This is a genomic window from Citrobacter youngae, from assembly GCF_003818115.1.
GTDB classification, from domain to species: Bacteria; Pseudomonadota; Gammaproteobacteria; order Enterobacterales; family Enterobacteriaceae; genus Citrobacter; species Citrobacter youngae.
The window spans coordinates 203,130-223,637 of the sequence record NZ_RPOI01000003.1; the positions used below are offsets into that span (position 1 = coordinate 203,130).

The window sequence follows — 20,508 nt, forward strand, 5'->3', positions numbered from 1 at the left end:
ACTCTATGACAGAGGAACGAGACGCTGAGCAGGAGGAAAGCCATGCCCGGGCGCTTTGAATTAAAACCAACCCTGGCGAAAATCTGGCATGCACCGGACAATTTTCGCATTATGGACCCGCTACCGCCTATGCACCGACGCGGCATTATTATTGCTGCTATCGTGCTGGTGATAGGTTTCCTGCTTCCTTCCAGTGACACTACTGATACCCCTGTGGTTACGCGTACTGCCCAGCTGGATTTACAGTCACAGTCGCAGCCGCCAACCGAGGCTCAGCTTCAGGCACAGTTAGTGGCCCCGCAAAACGATCCCGGCCAGGTGGCTCCCGTTGCGCCGGAACCCATCCAGGAAGGAGAACCAGACGCGCAGCCGCAGGCTCAGCAATCACAGCCTCAGACGCAGCCCTTTCAGCAGAATAGTGGTATTGAGCAGCAGTGGCGTACCTACCGCGTAGACTCAGGGAAAACGCTGGCGCAGGTCTTCCGGGACCATAACCTTCCGCCAACTGATGTGTACGCCATGGCGCAAGTGGAAGGTGCCGGGAAGCCGCTGAGCAATTTGAAAGACGGCCAGATGATCCAAATCAGGCAGAATGCTAACGGGGTGGTGACCGGGTTAACCATTGATAGCGGAAATGGTCAGCAGGTATTGTTTACCCGCCAGCCCAACGGCAGCTTTATTCGCGCACGCTAAGACTGTCTCAGTCAGTAGGCCTGATGCGCGTAGCGCCATCAGGCCTCAAGGTGAAGCACTAACGCTTCACCTTATTCACCCACCAGATCCCCGAACAGACCAGCACCAGCGCCAGCGCATATTTCCATTCGAGAATGTTTTCGCCGAGGAATATCGCCGACAGCACCGCCCCCGAAACCGGGATCAGGAAGTTAAACGGCGCAATCATCCCCACGCGGTTGTACTTGAGCAAAATGCTCCACAAAGCGAAGGCCACCGATGAAAGCAACGTCAGGTAACCCAGAATAGCCACTGAAGCTAAGCCGTGTACGGTCAGCGTGCCACCAAAAGCATAACCGCCGATAACTAACGCCAGACCGCCCATCCCCAGTTGGTAGCCTGTCATGACCGTCGGGTCTACCGTCTGAGAAATGCGTTTACCGTATAGCGTGGCGGCAGAAAGGATAAAGGCCGCCATCACCACTGAACCATCACCTAACAGGCTGAAGCTAAAATCCATTCCGCTGTTAAAGTTCACCACCATCACGCCGGTAAAACCCAGAATACAACCTAGTGCTTTGTTGTAGCTTAGTTTGTCGTTTTGATAGATAAAATGGGCCAACAGCACGCTAAAGAATGTCCCGGTCGCATTCATGATGGACCCTTTCACCCCCGTCGTGAACGCCAGGCCAATATAGAAGAAGATGTATTGCAGCGAGGTTTGCGTCAGCCCCAACAGCGTGAGTTGGCCGTACTGACGCAGGCTTAACCGGCCAATCGGTTTACGCTGCGCCATCGCCAACAGTAGCAGCAATAATCCCGCAAACAGGAAGCGATAGCCGGCAAAGACAATTTTTGACGGAATGTCATCCGTGGCAATCTGGAAGATCTCGTATCCGCTTTTTATCGCTGGATAAGCGCTCCCCCACAACAGACAACAGAAGGCTGCGCCCAGGTAGACAACATTTTTACGCGCGAACAGAGGTTGGTGCGTTGGTTCCATTCCATCACCACTTTGAAATAATGTTTTATTTTTATGATTATCCCGAAAAGGACAAAGAATAGCCAGAGCGAAAAACAGGAGGGTAGAAAAGCAAAACGCCGGCACAGGGCCGGCGCTTTTACGCGGTCATCAGAATAAAAACTTATTCTGCAACTACGTTTACAGTCAGCTTAGCAAACACTTCGCTGTGAACCTGGAAGCTCACTTCGTGCTCACCAGTGGTACGCAGAACGCCGTTCGGCAGACGAACTTCGCTCTTAGCAACTTCAACGCCAGCTGCAGTTACAGCGTCAGCGATGTCGCGCGTACCGATGGAACCGAACAGTTTACCTTCGTCGCCAGCTTTAGACGCGATGGTTACGGTTTCCAGTGCGTTGATTTTCTCAGCACGAGCTTCAGCAGCGGCCAGAACGTCAGCCAGTTTGGCTTCCAGTTCAGCGCGACGCGCTTCGAAAAATTCAACGTTTTTCTTGGTAGCAGGAACAGCTTTACCCTGTGGTACCAGGAAGTTACGAGCATAGCCCGCTTTAACGTTAACCTGATCACCCAGGCTACCCAGGTTTGCTACTTTATCAAGCAGAATAACTTGCATTACCTTATCCTCTCAAAGTCGTATTAATGGACCGTGACCGATTACTGATGACGATCAGTGTACGGCAGCAGGGACAGGTAGCGAGCGCGTTTGATAGCGCGAGCCAGCTGACGCTGGTATTTTGCACGGGTACCGGTGATACGGCTTGGGACAATCTTACCGCTTTCGGTGATGTAGTTTTTCAGCGTAGCGATATCTTTATAGTCGATCTCTTGAACGCCTTCCGCGGTGAAACGGCAGAACTTGCGACGACGGAAATAACGTGCCATATGGCTAGTCTCCAGAATCTATCAATTCAATCTGCTCGGCATGCAGAACCATTTTGCTCAGGCCGTTCTTTGCCTTGTGGCAAGAGATGAACCCCTGAACGGTCACTGCGCTACCGACCGTTATACTGTGAGTAATGGCCTGGTTTTCGTGTCCGCTAATAATAACGGGCATTTGGCACCACGCCTGCCGGTGAAACCCGGCTTCCTCCTGCACAGAACGATGCTCAAGCACGAACTGGCAATGAGGAATTCCTGATGGACTGACCTTTCGAAGGGGAGCCCTGCACACGGTGCCGGACAGCGCCAGACGGTTGGTCATCAGAAATTACTCTTCAGAATCCCCAGCTTCAGCATCATCTGCGGTTTCGTTAGCGAAATCATCGCGACGTTCACGACGCTCGTCTTTCGCTTTAACCATCGGAGATGCTTCGGTAACAGCGTGTTTAGTACGCATAACCATGCTGCGGATAACGGCATCGTTGAAGCGGAAGGTAGTTTCCAGCTCATCGATCACTTCCTGCGGCGCTTCAACGTTCATCAGAACGTAGTGAGCTTTGTGCAGTTTGTTGATCGGGTAAGCCAGCTGACGGCGGCCCCAGTCTTCCAGACGGTGGATCGTGCCTTCTGCACCAGTGATGGCAGCAGTGTAGCGTTCGATCATACCCGGAACCTGTTCGCTCTGGTCAGGATGGACCATAAAAACGATTTCGTAATGACGCATCGAATTGCTCCTTACGGATTATTCAGCCTCCTGTCTGGGTCAGCCGAGGCCCATGGAGGCAAGGAACGTGTTAAAGGTCGGCTGAAAAATGACGCGTCATAATACTGGGGTCAGCCGCTAAACTCAAGGTGCTTGTACGATTATTTATCGTGTCGCCATTAATACATATCCAGCAGCATTTTGACGCTGATGCAAATGGAGACAATGACAATCATCGGCCGGATAACTTTCTTCCCGCGCGTCAGTACGACTGTCGCGCCAAGACGTGCGCCAAGGGATTGCCCGGCAAACATCACCAGCCCCAGCGACCAGATCATTTTACCCCCGAAAATGAAGAACAGAATCGAGGCAATGTTCGACGCCAGGTTGATAAAATTCGAGTGAATTTGCGCCTTATCGATGCTGTATCCCCACAGCAGGATGTAGCAGAGCGTATAAAATGAGCCGGCCCCGGCACCGAGAAAACCATCATAAAACCCAATACCTCCCCCGCAGATCAACGAGAAGATAAACAGGGATACCTGCTGCTTTCTTTTCGGTTCGCTAAGATTAGGCGCAGAAATAAAGTAGATGGCGACCGCGATTATCAGGATCGGCAGCAGTTTCTTCAACACGTCCGGCTCAATAAACTGGATAAGGGTCGTGCCCAGCGCAGAACCGATAAAGGCAGATAAAAAGACATATTTGTGTTCCTGCACATTAATATGTCCCCGGCGTAAAAAGTAAATTCCGGAGGTCAGCGAACTGCCCAACGCCTGAATCTTATTGGTTGCCAGCGCGTTAGCCGGGGGTAAACCGGAAATCAGTAATGCGCCAATAGAAAGAAACCCGCCGCCACCTGACACCACGTTAATAAAGCCTGCCACCAGCGCGACCATAAACATAATCACAAAGTAGCTGAAATCCATGAATGAAGTATCCATAAGTTTTTGCCTTATTATCATAAAGTTATATTAATTATCTGGCTCACTATAAACGGCGTACTCACCCGATTAAATTGACTATTTGGTAAGAGCTTATGCGCGTAAGGCAGGTATTTTTAACCGCAGCGGAAGGCATCAGCTGATTGTTAATTAAAGAAAAGATGGCTTTGCGGTAATTTTTTGAACAACTGCATCAGAAATGGTCGCTATCGACTGCGCCGGCAGCGGTTAAAATTAAATCAGAAGTTATCCACTCACAGGAGAGAGCTAACCAGAGACCGCAGTCGAGGAGGTACCTATGCGAGCCCGTGTTTTGACCCTTCTGGCTGTACTTTTGCTCAGTGCAAATGCAACGGCAGCCATCAAAATTGACAATCATCAGGCCAGGAATATGGATGATGTGCAGAGCTTAGGCGTTATTTACATAAATCATAACTTCGCCACTGAAAGTGAAGCCACTCAGGCCCTGAATGAAGAAACCGATGCGCAAGGCGCAACCTACTATCACGTGATCCTCACCAGGGAACCCGGTAGTAACGGAAATATGCACGCCAGTGCAGATATTTATCGCTAGCACCCAGAAATAACCAACGAGAACATTGCCACAGTTTGACTTGCCCCCTTCACTGGGGGCTTTTTTTTTGCAAAAAAATCCCGAAGCCAGACCGATCTTATCCCCATGAAGAGTTGGCTTCGGAACGTTTTTTCTTACTTCTGCCCGTAATAGGCGTTTGGGCCGTGCTTACGCATGAAGTGCTTATTCATCAGATAACCGTCAATAGCGCTGAGAGCCGGGTTAATGCCACGCGCAATCCATGCCATTTTTGCCACCTCTTCCATCACAACAGCGTTATGTACTGCGTCGTGAGCATCTTTACCCCAGGCAAAGGGACCGTGCTGATACACCACAATACCCGGCGTATGCAGTGGTTCTACGTTGCTCAGCGTTTCAATGATCACCTTGCCGGTATTCAGCTCATACTCGCCCTGCACTTCAGCTTCAGTTAATGCTCGGGTACAAGGGATATCGCCAAAGAAGTAGTCCGCGTGAGTGGTACCCAGTGCCGGGATCGCCAGCCCCGCCTGCGCCCAGGCCGTGGCATGAGTAGAGTGCGTATGCACGACTCCGCCCAGCGACGGATAACGCTGGTAGAGCGCCAGATGGGTGGCGGTATCGGAAGAAGGACGAAAGCCGCCTTCTATCACCTTCCCTGACATATCGACCACGACCATATCATCAACGGTCATGTGCTCGTAGGCGACGCCGCTGGGCTTGATCACCACCCGCCCGCGCTCGCGGTCAATGGCGCTGACGTTGCCCCAGGTAAATGTCACCAGCCCGTAGCGCGGCAGATCCATGTTAGCCTCAAAAACCTGCTGTTTAAGTTTTTGCATTACACCGCCTCCACCAGACCTGCGTTGGCCATACGCGTTTTCACCCAATCGCGCGCCTTCGCAACTTCACGAACCGGGTCATCCGACGTTTCACTCCACATCTCAATCAGGTATGGCCCGCAGTATCCACTCTGTTTGAGCGTCGCAAAACAACGTTCGAAATCAACGACTCCTTCACCAAACGGCACATTTTTGAATACGCCAGGTTTGGTATCCTTCACGTGTACCGCGACGATATGGCCTACCCCAGCCTGCAGTTCCATCTGCACGTCGTTATCCCACGCCGACAAATTGCCAATATCGGGATACAGCTGGAACCACGGATTGTTGAGATAGTGGGCGTAACCCAACGCCTTGCTGATCGAATTCATCAGCGGATAATCCATGATTTCCATCGCCAGCGTCACCTGCGCACGGCTCGCCATCTCCACGCTCTCTTTTAGCCCATCGCGAAACCGACGACGCGTTTCGTTATTGGCCTGCTGGTAATAGACGTCGTAACCCGCCAGTTGAATAACGCGAATACCAATATCCTGCGCAAACTGAATGGCTTTACGCATAATTTCCAGCCCCTGTTCGCGCACCCGATCATCTTCGCTGCCAAGCGGGAAACGACGATGAGCGCTCAGGCATATGGACGGTACTCGTATCCCTGTCTCGGCGATAGCCGCCACCAGCGCCAGTCGCTGCTCGCGATTCCAGTCAAGACGCGCCAGACGGGCATCGGTTTCATCAACCGACATTTCGACAAAGTCAAAGCCCAGTTCCTTCGCCAGTTGCAAGCGTTCGAGCCAGCACTCCCCGCCGGGGAGTGCTTTTTCATAAATACCGAGCGGGACCTGTTTCGACAACATAGCCGCTCCTTATCCCCACAGCTGGGCGATGGAACGTTTAAACTGACGAGCGGCCTCAACCGGAGAAGCCGCGTCGCGAATGCTGCGACCAGCGATAAAGACGTGAATCGGGATCCCTTTGAACAGCGGCAGATCCTCCAGCGCCAGACCACCAGTAACGGTAACTTTAAAGCCCATATCGGCCAGTCGCTTGATCGCACTGATATCCGCCTCTCCCCACGCCACGCCTGCCGCCTGCGCATCACGACTGCGGTGATAGACAACTTGCCCAATACCCGCGTCACGCCACTCCTGCGCCTGCTCCCAGGTCCAGTAGCCGGTCAGTTCAATCTGTACGTCACCGTTAAATTCTTTCGCCACCTCCAGCGCACCCTTGGTGGTGTTGATATCGGCACAGCAGATGACAGTAATCCAGTCAGCGTTGGCTTCGAAACACATGCGGGAGAGGATTTTGCCCGCGTCGGCAATTTTAGCGTCCGCCAGCACTATTTTATGCGGGTAAAGCGCCTTCAGATCGCGAACGGCACGAACGCCCTCTGCCACGCAAAGAATCGTACCCACCTCAATGATATCGACCTCTTCGGCAATCAGACGCGTCGTTTCATACGCGGAAGACATTGATTGGTTATCCAGCGCTACCTGCAACATAGGTAATGACATTTTGGTATCCTTTTAAACAGCCGCCGCAGTGGCGTTATCAATTAAATCCAGCACTTCCTGCGCGGTGCGGCAGGCGCGTAAACGGTCGAAATTGGCTTCGTCGTCAAACAGATTCACGATCTGCATAATGCCCACTTCCTGATGCGTGTTGGCGTCAACTGCCGCCATCGTGATCAGAATATCGACCGGGTCGTTATCTTCGTGGTTAAACACCAGCGGCGTTTTCAGCGTCACCAGCGCAAAACCGGTTTTCTTAACCCCTTCCTCCGGACGTCCATGCGGCATAGCAAGGCCCGGCGCAATCACAAAGTACGGGCCAAACTGTTCTACTCCGTCGAGGATGGCCTGGTAGTAGCGTGGTTCAACCACATCAGCCTTAACCAGCAGATCCACGCCAAGCTTTACCGCTTCCTGCCAGGTGCTGGCCTCGGCCTGTAAAAGGATGGAATTATTGTTTGCCAGCGAATCACGTAATTTCATGGTGCGTCCTTACTTCACATCCTGTGGGAAATGCGCTTTGATCACTTCCAGCAGTTTTGGTCCAAAATCGGCGGGAGACAGCATGTTGCGCACGCCGACAACATATTTATTGCCAGATACGGTAATCTCGCCGGCAATATGAGTAGAGGCGATGATGATATCTGCGCCGCTCAGTTCACTTTTGTATTCCCCCACGGCACAGCTGTTTACCGTATGGTCGATATTTGACTGGGTTAAAAACTGATCCACCTTCATTTTCATGATCATGGAACTGCCCTGCCCATTGCCACATACAGCCAGAATACGTACGGTCATAATCGGAACTCCTTTTTAAGCAGAGTGTTCTGCCAGTTGTTTTTCTGCGTCTTCCTCAGCGCGCAACGTACGCCCTGCGAAAAACATATAAGCCAGTGCAATCAGAATAATGACGGCCATAAACACGATGCCGATGGAGGCGAAACCCTGCATCATCGGCGGCGCCAGAATTGACCAGTCCGCCATGCCCATCCAGGCACTCATACCGGTAAGCTTCACCGCCCAGACGCAGCCAAAGATTTCGATCATCCCCATCACCAGGCAAATCTTGAGCGCCGCGCGCCAGCCGCCAAAGTGGTTAGCAAATACGCCGATAGTGGCGTTCGAGAAGAACATCGGGATAAAGCCTGGGATAATCAGGATGGAGGAGCCGCAGCCCACAAGGATGCCCACCGCAATCAGTTGGCCGATAGTGCCCCACATAAAGCCCCAGACCACCGCGTTAGGAGCAAAGCTATAAATCGCCGCGCAGTCGATGGCCAGCACCGCGCCGGGAATCAAACGTTGAGAGATACCGTTGAACGCTTCTGAAAGTTCAGCAACGAACATACGTACTCCCTGGGTGATGATGAAAATAGCGACGGCGAACGAAAAACCAGTCTGCAGGATATAGACTGTCCAGTGGGTTTTACCCGCCATCGCCTGAACCACATCAATGCCAAAAGAGAGCAGGATCGCGCCGAAGAAAATGGTCATCACTATCGCGGTAGAAACGATGTTGTCATGGAAGATATTCAACCAGCCTGGCAGCTTGAGATCTTCCACGCTCTCCTCTTTCTTACCCAGGTAAGGCGCGACTTTGTAGGCAATCCACGAGGCGAACTGCTGCTGGTGACCGATGGAAAAACCGCAACCGTCGGTCACTTCCTGGGTCGGTTTGTACATCATATTGGAGGTAATACCCCAGTAGAGCGACACCAGCACCGCGGTGCAGATGATGGTCGTCCACATGGAATAACCAAAGATGTAGAGAGAGACGGCAATCAGGCCCGCCTGCTGGAACATGATGTGCCCGGTCAGCATGATGGTGCGAATACCGGTAATCCGCCGTAGCAGTACGTAACAAATGTTTAGCGCCAGCGCCAACAGTACCGCGTACCCTACCCAGCTATAGGCATCCCCCATACGTTCGATGGTTGCCATCATGGAGGCATAGGTATCGGAGATCGCGCCATTGATACCGTAAACCTCGGACATCTTCGCCACTACCGGTTTGAACGTGCTGGTGAGAATGCCAGATCCCGCCTGCAGCAGCATAAAACCGATAATCGTTTTGATCGTGCCTTTAATGATAACGCTGACACTTTTACGCAACAGGATATAGCCAAGACAGGTCACAATACCCAGCAACAGCGGGGCGTTGGTCATAACCTGATTAAAAAAGACGGTAAAGATGTTGTAGAGGATCTCCATAACGATCTCCAGTAGACGAAGTTGCCGGGCTTTCCACACGCCAGGATGTTGTGCACTCACTGTAATTTTCAAAAGTAATCACAACAAGATTAAATTTGATTAAATGTGATGAAGTACGCAAATAATTACCACATTTGAAAAATGGGTAATTATTCAATGCTATGAAAGACATTCAATATCAATTAAATCAATGAATTACAGCAAGCGGAATAGCGTAAAATCACCTAAAATCATTACATTACCTTTTCTGTTATCCGCACAAAGCTCAAAAATCCCCCATTGCCAATATGAAAAAATAATGCCAGGATTAATCAAAACAAATCACATATTGATTTAATTTGAACAAAAATGAAGGTAAATGCGATGACTAAAGTAAAAAGCATCACGCGTGAATCATGGATCCTGAGTACATTCCCGGAGTGGGGAAGCTGGCTGAATGAAGAGATCGAACAGGAACAGGTCGCACCAGGCACTTTCGCTATGTGGTGGCTTGGCTGTACCGGAATTTGGCTGAAGTCGGAAGGCGGGACTAACATCTGCGTCGATTTCTGGTGCGGCACGGGTAAACAGAGTCACGGCAACCCGCTGATGAAAACCGGCCACCAAATGCAACGTATGGCTGGGGTAAAAAAACTGCAGCCTAACCTGCGCACCACGCCGTTTGTTCTTGATCCGTTTGCCATTCGACAGATCGATGCGGTACTGGCGACGCACGATCATAACGATCACATCGACGTGAATGTTGCGGCAGCCGTCATGCAGAACTGCGCCGACGACGTGCCGTTTATCGGCCCACAAACCTGCGTGGATCTGTGGATCGGTTGGGGTGTGCCAAAAGAACGCTGCATCGTGGTGAAACCGGGCGACGTAGTTAAAGTAAACGATATTGAGATTCATGCGCTCGACGCGTTTGATCGTACTGCATTAATCACCTTGCCTGCAGATCAAAAAGCAGCAGGCGTCCTGCCTGACGGCATGGATGCACGTGCAGTTAACTACCTGTTCAAAACGCCGGGCGGTACGCTGTACCACAGCGGTGATTCGCACTACTCCAACTACTATGCAAAACATGGCAACGAATATCAGATCGACGTCGCGCTCGGCTCCTACGGCGAGAATCCGCGTGGGATTACGGACAAAATGACCAGCGCCGACATGCTGCGTATGGCGGAAGCGCTGAATACAAAAGTAGTGATCCCTTTCCATCATGACATCTGGTCAAACTTTCAGGCCGATCCACAGGAGATCCGCGTCCTGTGGGAGATGAAAAAAGATCGCCTTAAGTATAGCTTTAAGCCATTCATCTGGCAGGTAGGCGGCAAATTCACCTGGCCGCTGGACAAAGATAACTTTGAATATCACTATCCGCGCGGCTTTGATGACTGTTTCACGATTGAGCCGGATTTACCGTTTAAATCCTTCCTGTGATCCACACAAAATGCCGGGCTATCCCGGCATTTTTTCCCTTTTACTTTAGTATTTCCAGGCTATTTCAAATATCATCTTTTCAAATCAATTTGTATCGGAATAGCTCATGACTGAAGCACAAAGACATCAAATATTGCTGGATATGCTGGCGCAGTTGGGCTTTGTTACCGTTGAGAACGTAATTGAGCGTCTGGGGATTTCACCCGCAACGGCGCGTAGGGACATCAACAAACTCGACGAAAGCGGCAAACTCAAGAAAGTCCGCAACGGCGCAGAAGCCATTACCCAGCAGCGTCCACGCTGGACGCCAATGAATTTACACCAGGCGCAGAACCACGATGAAAAAGTCCGTATTGCCAAGGCGGCGTCCCAGCTTGTGAATGCGGGAGAAAGCGTGGTGATCAACTGCGGATCGACCGCTTTCCTGCTGGGTCGTGAAATGTGCGGCAAGCCGGTGCAGATCATCACCAACTATCTGCCGCTGGCAAACTATCTGATCGACCAGGAGCATGACAGCGTGATCATCATGGGCGGGCAATACAACAAAAGCCAATCCATCACGCTTAGCCCACAAGGCAGTGAAAATAGCCTGTATGCCGGACACTGGATGTTTACCAGCGGTAAAGGATTGACTGCGGACGGACTGTATAAAACCGATATGCTGACCGCGATGGCCGAGCAGAAGATGCTTAACGTGGTGGGCAAACTGGTGGTACTGGTCGATAGCAGTAAGGTCGGTGAACGCGCGGGAATGCTGTTCAGTCGCGCCGATCAAATCGATACGCTGATTACCGGTAAAAACGCGAACCCTGAGATTCTGCAACAACTTGAAGCTCAGGGCGTGAACATTTTGCGGGTTTAGAGGTGCTGGCGGAAAAATGCTACCGTCGCAGCCAGCGCTTCTGGCGTAATGCGGTGTCGGACACCCGCTTCCCACAGGCAGGTCAGATGGTTATCCAGACCTGCCTGAATTAACGCCTGCTGCAAACGAAAAGTTTCCACAGCCGGAACCACATCGTCCTCCTGTCCATGCCACAGCAGCAACGGTCTGTCGGCCAGGCGTTGCAGTTGATGCGTAACGTCCCATTCGGCGAGCGGTGCAATAACGGCATCGAACTCCGCCTGCTGCTCTGGCGTCTGGACATGTAAAGGGGGAAAAAGCGTCTGCGCAAGCCGGGTAAAATAGCCCGACCCCATCAGGCTGGCTACACATTTAACCTCGGGGTGGCGGGCCATAATGCCCAACGCCGTCATTCCTCCCATCGACGCCCCCGCAACGGCAAGTCGTTCATCTGATAGCCAATTTTCCGCCACCAGCGCCGCACGTAACGTCGTAAACTCCTGCATATTTTGCTGCAAAATCTGCCAGAAGCGGTACATTCTCCCCTGTGCATCACTAGTGAAGCGGGCACCATGATCGGCCGCATCTGGCATCACGACCCGGAATCCAGCCTGAGCCAGAGCAACGGCAAAATAGCTGTAGACCAGGCTTGAAGAGGTAAACCCGTGATAGAAGATAATACAAGGGAGTGAACATTCGCGTTTGCCAGCCGGAACGGCGTGCAGGACAGGGATACCCGCCAACTGTCGTGTTTCAATTTCGATCATTTGTCGCCTCTTTCTTTCTGGTATGCCATGCAGCAATACTTAACGCAAGCGAATGTGTTCGGCAATGATTCATAATGTTGAGAACTGGGTTACGCTTTCGCAACATTTTCATTCGAAAATCGCGTGAGAGATAACAATTCGGGAACATTCCCCTAAAGGGAATTTAATAAGGCACTACACTATGGCTATCAGGAAACGAGATAGAGTTATGCGTCGGTTTGCCTCTTTGTTGCTGGTGACGTTTTTAAGCGCCTGTAGCGTGTTACAGGGTACACCACAACCTGCACCGCCCGTAGCCGACCACCCGCAAGAGATCCGCCGCGACCAAAGCAACGGGTTGCAGCGAATAGGGACAGTCAATGCGCTGGTAAGAGGCTCTCCAGATGATGCGCTGGCAGAGATCCGTGCCAAAGCCGTCGCGGCTAAAGCTGATTATTACGTTGTCTTATTAGTTGATGAGACTATCGTGACAGGCCAATGGTATTCACAAGCTATTTTGTATCGTAAATAACATTGGCTTGAAATTTAGTCAGCTTTACATTGCTTTGCGCCCCTATGCGTTTACCTGTGCACAATAAACCAACAGCAGGGAGCTTGAGGTTTATTATCGCGATGGAATGCCCTGCCATGTGTAGGGGTACGAATAATGGAGCTGACGATGAAACAATCACTTGCCTTATCCTCACTGCTGTTTTCTGCCGGACTGGTAGGTACAACGGCGCAGTCTGCCGAGTTCGCCAGTGCTGACTGCGTTACGGGCCTGAACGAAATTGGCCTGATCTCTGTCAGTAACATTGCAGGGAATCCGCAGGATGTAGAACGTGTAATCGCGTTAAAAGCGGATGAACAAGGTGCCTCATGGTATCGGATCATTCAGATGTACGAAGAACAGCAGCCAGATAACTGGCGCGTACAGGCCATACTTTATGCATAACAGATTGCCGGATGGCGTAAACGTATCCTGCCTGTATTGAACGTAGACAGGATACGACGCGACAGCATCGCCATCTGGCATAGTATTACCGTATTCCTCCCGTCGCCCGCAGCAGCAAATCACCCTGCACCTGTGCAGAAAACTGTGTTACACCACGCGTATCCAGCATCATCTGACACCAGGCTTGCGCGACTGGCGGAGAGGCATAACGCAACATCTGCGCCCCGCAGCCGAGCAGGAACAATTGCTGCGTAATCTCCCGTCCCAACTCCTCGCTGGGTTTACGTAAATGCTGCTGCAGCTTGCGCACCATTCGATCGTAATGCCGATCTTGTCCCTTTACCTCCGCAAAGGCTTCGCTGAGCATATCGTAGATGCCGGGTTGTTTTGTAAGTACCCGCAATACATCAAGGCACATAATGTTGCCGGAGCCTTCCCAGATACTGTTTACCGGCATCTCACGGTACAGGCGCGGTAGCTCGCTCTCCTCGCAGTAGCCAATCCCGCCCAGTACTTCCATCGCCTCGGCAACGAACGGCATGCCATTTTTGCAGATGGCAAATTTCGCTGCGGGTGTGAATAATCTGGCCCACAGCGCTTCTTTCGTATCGGTACGACGATCCCAGGCTCGCGCCAGCCGAAACAGTAGCGCGGTCTGCCCTTCCAGTTGCAACGCCATTCGGCTTAGTACCTGACGCATCATCGGTTGTTCGATCAAAGGTTTACCAAATACCTGCCGCTGATGCGCATGGTAAATCGCCACGGAAAAAGCACGTCGCATCATGCCGTGGCTGCCGAGCGCGCAGTCAAAACGCGTCATCCCGCCCATTTTCAGGATATGGCGGATACCTTCCCCTTCTTCACCCAATAGCCAGCCGATCGCATCGTGGAATTCAACCTCGCAGCTGGCGTTGGAGCGGTTGCCTAACTTATCTTTCAGTCGTTCAAGGCAAATCGCATTCCGGCTCCCATCGGGTAAAAATCGCGGTACAAAAAAACAGGATAAACCGCCCTTTGCCTGGGCCAGCACCAAATGGGCATCGCTTTGCGGCACGGAGAAAAACCACTTATGTCCCACCAGCCGATACGAGCCGTCGACAAGACGTTCTGCCTGAGTGGTATTGCTCAGCACATCTGACCCCCCCTGCTTCTCCGTCATCCCCATACCGATCAGCAACCCACGCTTTTGCCCTCCGGGCAGTAAATGCGAGTCATAACGGTCGCTTAGCAGCGGCGTCAACCAGTCGTGAAATTGTGCAGGTAACATTTGGAGCAACAGCGGCGTGGCGGCAAACGTCATGGTCACCGGACACAAGGTGCCCGCTTCCACCTGCGCATGCAGCATAAAACGTGCAGCCCGGGCAACAAACGAGCCCTGCCTGGCCTCCTCTTCCCAGGCCAGGTTATGTACGCGGTTGGCGCACAATCCCTGCATCAGCAAATGCCATGCGGGATGAAACCGCACATCATCCAGCCGCTGCCCCTGCGGGTCGTAGCGCAACAGTTCGGGTGGATAAGCGTTAGCTAACCGACCCAATTCGAGCGATTCCGCAGTCCCTAACTGCTGACCAATACTGGCGAGGAGATCGCTGTCCCAAGCTGCGCCTTCGCGATTGACCGCTTCGCACAGTGCGCCATCTGACAGGTATAAGTTGCTGTTATTGAGCGGTACAGGTTGGTTAAAAACGGTATGCGTTTGCCAGTGCATTGTGTCTCCCTCCGTCAATGGCCGTCGCCTTAAGTATGGCCAGTCCGAGAAGAGAGTGCCTGGGATTAAGGTCACAAAAAAGCCATCCCGAAGGATGGCTTAAGAGAAGGAGGAATCAATTACCCGCGCTGACGAACAGCTTCAAACAGGCAAATTCCCGTCGCAACAGAGACGTTAAGCGATGAAACGCTCCCGGCCATTGGGATGCTGATCAGTTCATCACAGTGTTCACGGGTCAGACGGCGCATACCTTCGCCCTCTGCACCCATTACCAGCGCCAGACGTCCGGTCATTTTGCTCTGATACAACGTATGGTCAGCTTCGCCTGCGGTACCAACGATCCAGATGTTCTCTTCCTGCAACATACGCATGGTGCGCGCCAGGTTGGTCACGCGGATCAGCGGTACGCTTTCTGCCGCGCCACAGGCGACTTTTTTCGCCGTCGCATTCAGCTGCGCAGAACGATCCTTCGGCACGATAACCGCATGCACGCCGGCAGCATCGGCGCTACGCAAACATGCGCCCAGGTTATGTGGATCAGTGACGCCATCGAGGATCAAAAAGAACGGCTGATCGAGCGTGGCAATCAGATCCGGCAGATCGTTCTCCTGATACTGACGACCCGGCTTCACGCGAGCAATAATTCCCTGATGTACCGCACCCTCGCTTTTCTCATCCAGAAACTGACGGTTAGCCAGTTGAATGACAACACCCTGTGCTTCCAGTGCGTGGATCAGCGGCAGCAGGCGTTTATCTTCACGACCTTTGAGAATAAAGACGTCCTGGAAGCGCTCCGGCGCACGTTCCAGCAGAGCCTGCACCGCATGGATGCCGTAAATCATTTCACTCATGAATATACTCGTTAATAGTTTATGCGTAACGCGGGCAACGCGAGGCTGCCCGACTTACTGTTTGTGGCGGTTATTGTGCGACGTTCTTTTTCGCCGCACGTTTAGCTTTGGTGGCGGCAGCGATTTTAAGCGTTTTTGCCGATGGCTTTTTCGCTTTTTTATCGCCTTTCTTCTCAGCCGCTTTCTTATCCGCCTGAGGTTTGGCTCTGCCTTTCTTCTCGCCGCGGAAAGCGCTGTCCGGCTCGAAATTCACCTTTTTGCCCATCTGACGGCGTTTACCGGTGTTTTTACCCGCATCGCCTTTTTTCGCTTTTTCGCGCGCGGTTTTACCTTCATTGCGCGGCGCACGTTCGCTGGAGATCAAACTGAAGTCGATTTTACGCTCGTCCATATTGACCGCTTCCACGCGAACTTCAACGCGATCGCCCAGGCGATACATTTGACCGCTGGATTCCCCCGTCAGGCGCTGCCCAACCTGGTCGAAACGATAGTAGTCGTTATCCAGAGAAGAAACATGCACCAGACCGTCGATAAACAGCTCATCAAGACGGACAAAGAAACCAAATCCGGTGACGTTGGCAATCACGCCTTTGAAGACATTACCCACCTGATCCAGCATGAAGTCGCACTTCAGCCAGTCAGAGACATCGCGTGTGGCTTCGTCAGCACGGCGCTCGGCCATCGAACAATGCTGACCCAGTTGCAGCATCTCTTCCATCGAATAATGGTAGCCACCCGTTTCCGTGGTGTTGCCTTTATGGCCCTGCTCCTGCGCCAGCAGATACTTAATCGCCCGGTGCAAGGAGAGATCCGGGTAACGACGGATCGGTGAAGTAAAGTGTGCATAAGATTGCAGCGCCAGGCCGAAGTGACCACGGTTTTCCGGATCGTAAATCGCCTGCTTCATCGAACGCAGCAGCATGGTTTGCAGCATTTCTGCGTCAGGACGGTCAGCAATCGACTCCAGCAGTTCAGCGTAATCGCGCGGCTCAGGTTTGTTGCCACCTGGCAGCTCCAGTCCCAGCTCTGCCAGGACGGAACGGAACGAGTTAATCGCTTCGGTTGTCGGCTTATCGTGAATACGGAACAGAGCTGGCTCTTTGGCTTTCTCAACGAATCGCGCCGCTGAGATGTTCGCCATGATCATGCACTCTTCAATCAGCTTGTGCGCGTCATTACGCTGCGTCTGCTCAATACGCTCAATACGGCGTTCAGCATTGAAGATAAACTTCGCCTCTTCACTTTCAAACGAGATACCGCCGCGCTCTTCACGGGCTTTATCCAGCACTTTGTAGAGGTTGTGCAGCTCTTCAATGTGTTTAACCAACGGCGCGTACTGCTCACGCAGTTCCTGGTCGCCCTGCAGCATGTGCCAGACCTTGGTGTAAGTCAGACGAGCATGGGAACTCATGACCGCTTCGTAGAATTTAAAGCCGGTTAAACGGCCTTTCGACGAAATGGTCATTTCGCAGACCATACACAACCTGTCCACCTGCGGGTTGAGCGAACACAATCCGTTAGACAGCACTTCCGGCAGCATCGGAACAACCTGCGACGGGAAGTAAACGGATGTGCCACGGCTGCGGGCTTCCTGGTCCAGCGGAGTCGGCGGGCGAACGTAATAGCTTACGTCAGCAATCGCCACCCATAAACGCCAGCCGCCGCCACGTTTCTTCTCGCAATAGACGGCATCATCGAAATCACGCGCATCTTCACCATCGATAGTAACCAGCGGCAAATCGCGCAAATCAACACGCCCGACTTTCGCTTCTTCCGGTACTTCTTCTTTCAGGCCGGCGACCTGTTTCTCTACTGCCTGCGGCCAGATATAGGGAATTTCATGAGTACGCAGAGCCATATCAACGGCCATGCTGGTGCCCATATTATCGCCCAGCACTTCAACAATTTTACCCACCGCTTTGGTACGGCGAGTCGGGCGCTGTGTGAGTTCAACCACCACCACAAAGCCCATACGAGCCCCCATCACCTCTTCCGGCGGGATCAGGATATCGAAGCTCAGGCGGCTGTCGTCAGGGACAACAAACCCAACGCCAGCGTCGGTGAAGTAGCGACCAACAATCTGGCTGGTTTTTGGCACCAGGACGCGCACAATACGCGCTTCGCGACGACCTTTACGGTCCGCGCCCAGCGGCTGTGCCAGTACCTGATCGCCATGAATGCAGGTTTTCATCTGCTCGCTGGACAGGTACAGGTCATCTTTGCGGCCTTCAACGCGCAGAAAGCCGTAGCCATCACGGTGGCCAATAACGGTGCCTTTCAGCAGGTCAAGACGTTCTGGCAGCGCATAGCACTGACGGCGGGTGAAGACCAGTTGCCCGTCACGCTCCATGGCGCGCAGGCGGCGACGCAGCGCTTCTTGCTGCTCTTCACCTTCAATGTTGAGTTCAGCGGCCAGCTCATCGCGGTTGGCCGGTTTTTCACGTTTAGTTAAATGTTCGAGGATAAATTCCCGGCTCGGGATAGGATTCGCGTATTTTTCTGCTTCGCGTTCCTGGAAAGGATCTTGTGACATCGAGGTTCCTCCATTGTCAGCTCTGATGGAATTCCTTCGTCTTTCACGACGCCTCTTTGTTGGCTGCCTTTGCTCCCCCTCAGTCACTTACTTTTGTAAGCTCCCGGGAGTCGCTCAGTTGCCGCCGCGATGCGACGCGAAATACTTTGGACTTCATTACTCCACCAGCAATAATTTATAAAGCGGTTGATTTTCTTCAACCAAATCAGCAAGTGTGTAGTTGTCCAGTTCCGTGAGAAAACTTTGCACTGCCTTAGAAAGCGCCTGTTTGAGTCGACAGGCTGGGGTAATGTGGCAAAACTCGCTGCTACAATTGACCAACGATAGCGGTTCCAGCTCGCGAACCACATCACCAATACCAATAGCTTTAGCCGGTTTGCCCAGGCGGATACCGCCATTTTTTCCACGAATAGCAGTAACAAAGCCCGCCCGGCTAAGTTGATTGATTATTTTGACCATATGATTACGGGACACGCCGTAGACTTCTGTCACCTCAGAAATACTGGTCATACGTCCTTCGGGAAGTGACGCCATGTAGATTAGCGCACGTAATCCGTAATCGGTGAAACTTGTTAACTGCACATCAACCTCAGGAAAAGGGATAAAACGGATAAACCTGGTGGTATTAATTATATTGATGATAAACCAGCCACCAGCCAGGTCGCTAATTTATTTCAGTTCAGGAAGGAAAAAAGCGAGGAACTTACGTGATTTTAAGCCGAATGCTGCTGCAAAGCACTCCATCCGGCCTAAGATAGTGCAAGCGCAGCGCCATTCGACGCCACGCTATAACCAGAATTATGCGTCGAACGGGTCGCGCAGGATCATGGTTTCAGTACGGTCTGGGCCAGTTGAGATAATATCAATCGGCACACCGGTCAGTTCTTCAATACGCTTGATGTAGTTCAGTGCTGCCTGCGGCAGACCGCTACGTTCCTTCACGCCGAAGGTAGATTCAGACCAGCCCGGCATGGTTTCGTAAATCGGCTCAATACCTTTCCAGTCGTCAGCTGCCAGCGGAGTCGTCGTGACTTCACGACCATCCGGCATACGGTAAGCGACACAGATTTTCACCTCTTTCAAACCGTCCAGTACGTCCAGTTTGGTCAGGCAGAAGCCAGACAGGGAGTTAATCTGTACTGCGCGACGCACAGCAACGGAGTCCAGCCAACCGGTGCGACGACGACGACCGGTGGTCGCGCCATACTCGTTACCTTGTTTGCACAGGAACTCGCCAACGTCATCAAACAGCTCAGTCGGGAACGGACCCGCACCGACACGTGTAGAGTAAGCTTTGATGATACCCAGAACGTAGTCCACATAACGCGGACCCAGGCCGGAGCCGGTTGCCACGCCACCTGCGGTGGTGTTGGAAGACGTTACGTACGGATAGGTACCGTGGTCAATATCCAGCAGCGTACCCTGCGCACCTTCGAACATGACGAAATCGCCACGCTTACGCGCCTGGTCCAGCAGATCGGAAACATCAACAACCATAGATGTCAGGATGTCGGCAATTGCCATCACGTCATCCAGCACTTTCTGGTAGTCAACTGCTTCAACTTTATAGAAATTCACCAGCTGGAAGTTGTGATATTCCATCACTTCTTTCAGTTTTTCAGCGAAAGTTGCTTTATCAAACAGATCGCCAACGCGCAGACCGCGACGAGCCACTTTATCTTCATAAGCCGGGCCGATACCACGACCGGTGGTGCCGATCGCTTTCTCACCGCGCGCTTTCTCACGAGCGTTATCCAACGCAACATGATAATCAAGGATCAGCGGACACGCTTCAGACAGCAGCAGGCGCTCACGAACCGGGATACCACGATCTTCCAGCCCTTTCATCTCTTTCATCAGCGCGGACGGAGACAGTACAACACCGTTACCGATGATGCTGGTTACATTCTCGCGAAGAATACCTGATGGAATAAGATGGAGGACGGTTTTTTCACCGTTGATTACGAGAGTATGGCCTGCGTTGTGACCGCCCTGGTAGCGCACAACATATTTAGCCCGTTCAGTCAGAAGATCGACGATCTTCCCTTTACCTTCGTCACCCCATTGGGTGCCCAGTACGACGACGTTGTTACCCATTTTTCAAAATCACCGTTTGCTTAAAAATGGATTCTACCACCGCTTTTTCAGA

Annotated in this window: 24 protein-coding genes; 6 read left to right on the forward strand and 18 right to left on the reverse strand. The window is 52.2% G+C overall.

Features of this window, described 5'->3' with window-relative positions:
• The first annotated feature begins 42 nt into the window (after positions 1-42).
• Positions 43-693 (forward strand): LysM-like peptidoglycan-binding domain-containing protein, encoded by a 651-nt coding sequence (locus EHN13_RS01895; protein WP_116361050.1) that lies wholly within the window; start codon positions 43-45, stop codon positions 691-693.
• 58 nt (positions 694-751) lie between these two features.
• On the opposite strand, the gene EHN13_RS01900 is transcribed toward EHN13_RS01895, so the two are convergent.
• From EHN13_RS01900 to EHN13_RS01925, 6 genes are all read right to left on the reverse strand, one after another.
• Positions 752-1,675: a DMT family transporter gene (locus EHN13_RS01900; protein WP_101742913.1), complete on the reverse strand. Its 924-nt coding sequence runs from the start codon at positions 1,673-1,675 to the stop codon at positions 752-754.
• 142 nt (positions 1,676-1,817) lie between these two features.
• Positions 1,818-2,267, reverse strand: a complete 450-nt coding sequence (rplI, locus tag EHN13_RS01905; RefSeq protein WP_005134442.1) for a 50S ribosomal protein L9 — start codon at positions 2,265-2,267, stop codon at positions 1,818-1,820.
• Positions 2,268-2,308: 41 nt separating this feature from the next.
• Positions 2,309-2,536, reverse strand: coding sequence for a 30S ribosomal protein S18 (gene rpsR / locus EHN13_RS01910; protein ID WP_000135199.1), 228 nt, complete (start codon positions 2,534-2,536; stop codon positions 2,309-2,311).
• Between the two features lie 4 nt (positions 2,537-2,540).
• The gene (gene priB / locus EHN13_RS01915; protein WP_003025674.1) at positions 2,541-2,855 is read right to left on the reverse strand and encodes a primosomal replication protein N; all 315 of its coding nucleotides are present in this window, start codon (positions 2,853-2,855) and stop codon (positions 2,541-2,543) included.
• A 6-nt stretch (positions 2,856-2,861) separates the two neighbouring features.
• Entirely contained in the window at positions 2,862-3,257 is a 396-nt protein-coding gene (gene rpsF / locus EHN13_RS01920) for a 30S ribosomal protein S6 (protein WP_003025672.1), read from the reverse strand.
• A 158-nt stretch (positions 3,258-3,415) separates the two neighbouring features.
• The gene (locus EHN13_RS01925) at positions 3,416-4,180 is read right to left on the reverse strand and encodes a TSUP family transporter (RefSeq protein ID WP_124020791.1); all 765 of its coding nucleotides are present in this window, start codon (positions 4,178-4,180) and stop codon (positions 3,416-3,418) included.
• 298 nt (positions 4,181-4,478) lie between these two features.
• Here EHN13_RS01925 and yjfY point away from each other — a divergent pair, with 298 nt between their 5' ends.
• Positions 4,479-4,754: a DUF1471 family protein YjfY gene (gene yjfY, locus EHN13_RS01930; protein WP_003025668.1), complete on the forward strand. Its 276-nt coding sequence runs from the start codon at positions 4,479-4,481 to the stop codon at positions 4,752-4,754.
• A gap of 134 nt (positions 4,755-4,888) precedes the next feature.
• On the opposite strand, the gene EHN13_RS01935 is transcribed toward yjfY, so the two are convergent.
• The 6 genes from EHN13_RS01935 to ulaA are packed head-to-tail and all read right to left on the reverse strand — an operon-like array spanning position 4,889 to position 9,297.
• Positions 4,889-5,575: an L-ribulose-5-phosphate 4-epimerase gene (locus EHN13_RS01935; protein ID WP_124020792.1), complete on the reverse strand. Its 687-nt coding sequence runs from the start codon at positions 5,573-5,575 to the stop codon at positions 4,889-4,891.
• Positions 5,575-6,429 carry an L-ribulose-5-phosphate 3-epimerase gene (locus EHN13_RS01940; RefSeq protein WP_115601097.1) on the reverse strand — a complete coding sequence of 285 codons (855 nt, stop codon included), beginning with the start codon at positions 6,427-6,429 and terminating at the stop codon, positions 5,575-5,577. Before EHN13_RS01940 ends, EHN13_RS01935 begins: the two co-directional genes overlap by 1 nt.
• A 9-nt stretch (positions 6,430-6,438) precedes the next feature.
• A complete protein-coding gene (gene ulaD, locus EHN13_RS01945; protein WP_061067104.1) occupies positions 6,439-7,089 on the reverse strand; it encodes a 3-keto-L-gulonate-6-phosphate decarboxylase UlaD in 651 nt (216 codons plus the stop codon).
• Positions 7,090-7,101: 12 nt separating this feature from the next.
• Positions 7,102-7,569 carry a PTS ascorbate transporter subunit IIA gene (ulaC, locus tag EHN13_RS01950; RefSeq protein ID WP_048212878.1) on the reverse strand — a complete coding sequence of 156 codons (468 nt, stop codon included), beginning with the start codon at positions 7,567-7,569 and terminating at the stop codon, positions 7,102-7,104.
• A 9-nt stretch (positions 7,570-7,578) separates the two neighbouring features.
• The gene (ulaB, locus tag EHN13_RS01955; protein ID WP_003025655.1) at positions 7,579-7,884 is read right to left on the reverse strand and encodes a PTS ascorbate transporter subunit IIB; all 306 of its coding nucleotides are present in this window, start codon (positions 7,882-7,884) and stop codon (positions 7,579-7,581) included.
• Positions 7,885-7,899: 15 nt separating this feature from the next.
• Positions 7,900-9,297, reverse strand: coding sequence for a PTS ascorbate transporter subunit IIC (gene ulaA / locus EHN13_RS01960; RefSeq protein WP_124020808.1), 1,398 nt, complete (start codon positions 9,295-9,297; stop codon positions 7,900-7,902).
• A gap of 363 nt (positions 9,298-9,660) precedes the next feature.
• Here ulaA and ulaG point away from each other — a divergent pair, with 363 nt between their 5' ends.
• A complete protein-coding gene (gene ulaG, locus EHN13_RS01965; protein ID WP_124020793.1) occupies positions 9,661-10,725 on the forward strand; it encodes an L-ascorbate 6-phosphate lactonase in 1,065 nt (354 codons plus the stop codon).
• Between the two features lie 106 nt (positions 10,726-10,831).
• Positions 10,832-11,587: an HTH-type transcriptional regulator UlaR gene (gene ulaR, locus EHN13_RS01970; protein WP_061067103.1), complete on the forward strand. Its 756-nt coding sequence runs from the start codon at positions 10,832-10,834 to the stop codon at positions 11,585-11,587.
• On the opposite strand, the gene yjfP is transcribed toward ulaR, so the two are convergent.
• On the reverse strand, positions 11,584-12,333 hold the full coding sequence (yjfP, locus tag EHN13_RS01975; protein WP_061067102.1) for an esterase: 750 nt from the start codon (positions 12,331-12,333) through the stop codon (positions 11,584-11,586). The genes ulaR and yjfP overlap by 4 nt on opposite strands.
• A 181-nt stretch (positions 12,334-12,514) precedes the next feature.
• Here yjfP and bsmA point away from each other — a divergent pair, with 181 nt between their 5' ends.
• Both bsmA and yjfN read left to right on the forward strand, forming a co-directional pair.
• Entirely contained in the window at positions 12,515-12,844 is a 330-nt protein-coding gene (bsmA, locus tag EHN13_RS01980) for a biofilm peroxide resistance protein BsmA (RefSeq protein WP_040232967.1), read from the forward strand.
• A gap of 147 nt (positions 12,845-12,991) precedes the next feature.
• A complete protein-coding gene (gene yjfN / locus EHN13_RS01985; protein WP_082193776.1) occupies positions 12,992-13,267 on the forward strand; it encodes a DUF1471 family protease activator YjfN in 276 nt (91 codons plus the stop codon).
• 85 nt (positions 13,268-13,352) lie between these two features.
• Here yjfN and EHN13_RS01990 read toward each other — a convergent pair whose 3' ends face one another.
• The 5 genes from EHN13_RS01990 to purA form a co-directional block, all read right to left on the reverse strand.
• The gene (locus EHN13_RS01990; RefSeq protein WP_115601103.1) at positions 13,353-14,975 is read right to left on the reverse strand and encodes an isovaleryl-CoA dehydrogenase; all 1,623 of its coding nucleotides are present in this window, start codon (positions 14,973-14,975) and stop codon (positions 13,353-13,355) included.
• A 119-nt stretch (positions 14,976-15,094) separates the two neighbouring features.
• On the reverse strand, positions 15,095-15,826 hold the full coding sequence (gene rlmB, locus EHN13_RS01995; protein WP_003830482.1) for a 23S rRNA (guanosine(2251)-2'-O)-methyltransferase RlmB: 732 nt from the start codon (positions 15,824-15,826) through the stop codon (positions 15,095-15,097).
• Between the two features lie 70 nt (positions 15,827-15,896).
• A complete protein-coding gene (rnr, locus tag EHN13_RS02000; protein WP_124020794.1) occupies positions 15,897-18,359 on the reverse strand; it encodes a ribonuclease R in 2,463 nt (820 codons plus the stop codon).
• A 156-nt stretch (positions 18,360-18,515) separates the two neighbouring features.
• Positions 18,516-18,941, reverse strand: a complete 426-nt coding sequence (nsrR, locus tag EHN13_RS02005) for a nitric oxide-sensing transcriptional repressor NsrR (protein ID WP_005134424.1) — start codon at positions 18,939-18,941, stop codon at positions 18,516-18,518.
• A gap of 216 nt (positions 18,942-19,157) precedes the next feature.
• A complete protein-coding gene (gene purA / locus EHN13_RS02015; protein WP_005134423.1) occupies positions 19,158-20,456 on the reverse strand; it encodes an adenylosuccinate synthase in 1,299 nt (432 codons plus the stop codon).
• Positions 20,457-20,508: the final 52 nt, after the last annotated feature.

Coding starts and splice junctions, on each gene's coding strand:
- EHN13_RS01895 (WP_116361050.1), top strand. CDS start 43: ATGCCCGGGCGCTTTGAATTAAAACCAACCCTGGCGAAAATCTGGCAT.
- EHN13_RS01900 (WP_101742913.1), bottom strand. CDS start 1,675: ATGGAACCAACGCACCAACCTCTGTTCGCGCGTAAAAATGTTGTCTAC.
- rplI (WP_005134442.1), bottom strand. CDS start 2,267: ATGCAAGTTATTCTGCTTGATAAAGTAGCAAACCTGGGTAGCCTGGGT.
- rpsR (WP_000135199.1), bottom strand. CDS start 2,536: ATGGCACGTTATTTCCGTCGTCGCAAGTTCTGCCGTTTCACCGCGGAA.
- priB (WP_003025674.1), bottom strand. CDS start 2,855: ATGACCAACCGTCTGGCGCTGTCCGGCACCGTGTGCAGGGCTCCCCTT.
- rpsF (WP_003025672.1), bottom strand. CDS start 3,257: ATGCGTCATTACGAAATCGTTTTTATGGTCCATCCTGACCAGAGCGAA.
- EHN13_RS01925 (WP_124020791.1), bottom strand. CDS start 4,180: ATGGATACTTCATTCATGGATTTCAGCTACTTTGTGATTATGTTTATG.
- yjfY (WP_003025668.1), top strand. CDS start 4,479: ATGCGAGCCCGTGTTTTGACCCTTCTGGCTGTACTTTTGCTCAGTGCA.
- EHN13_RS01935 (WP_124020792.1), bottom strand. CDS start 5,575: ATGCAAAAACTTAAACAGCAGGTTTTTGAGGCTAACATGGATCTGCCG.
- EHN13_RS01940 (WP_115601097.1), bottom strand. CDS start 6,429: ATGTTGTCGAAACAGGTCCCGCTCGGTATTTATGAAAAAGCACTCCCC.
- ulaD (WP_061067104.1), bottom strand. CDS start 7,089: ATGTCATTACCTATGTTGCAGGTAGCGCTGGATAACCAATCAATGTCT.
- ulaC (WP_048212878.1), bottom strand. CDS start 7,569: ATGAAATTACGTGATTCGCTGGCAAACAATAATTCCATCCTTTTACAG.
- ulaB (WP_003025655.1), bottom strand. CDS start 7,884: ATGACCGTACGTATTCTGGCTGTATGTGGCAATGGGCAGGGCAGTTCC.
- ulaA (WP_124020808.1), bottom strand. CDS start 9,297: ATGGAGATCCTCTACAACATCTTTACCGTCTTTTTTAATCAGGTTATG.
- ulaG (WP_124020793.1), top strand. CDS start 9,661: ATGACTAAAGTAAAAAGCATCACGCGTGAATCATGGATCCTGAGTACA.
- ulaR (WP_061067103.1), top strand. CDS start 10,832: ATGACTGAAGCACAAAGACATCAAATATTGCTGGATATGCTGGCGCAG.
- yjfP (WP_061067102.1), bottom strand. CDS start 12,333: ATGATCGAAATTGAAACACGACAGTTGGCGGGTATCCCTGTCCTGCAC.
- bsmA (WP_040232967.1), top strand. CDS start 12,515: ATGGCTATCAGGAAACGAGATAGAGTTATGCGTCGGTTTGCCTCTTTG.
- yjfN (WP_082193776.1), top strand. CDS start 12,992: ATGAAACAATCACTTGCCTTATCCTCACTGCTGTTTTCTGCCGGACTG.
- EHN13_RS01990 (WP_115601103.1), bottom strand. CDS start 14,975: ATGCACTGGCAAACGCATACCGTTTTTAACCAACCTGTACCGCTCAAT.
- rlmB (WP_003830482.1), bottom strand. CDS start 15,826: ATGAGTGAAATGATTTACGGCATCCATGCGGTGCAGGCTCTGCTGGAA.
- rnr (WP_124020794.1), bottom strand. CDS start 18,359: ATGTCACAAGATCCTTTCCAGGAACGCGAAGCAGAAAAATACGCGAAT.
- purA (WP_005134423.1), bottom strand. CDS start 20,456: ATGGGTAACAACGTCGTCGTACTGGGCACCCAATGGGGTGACGAAGGT.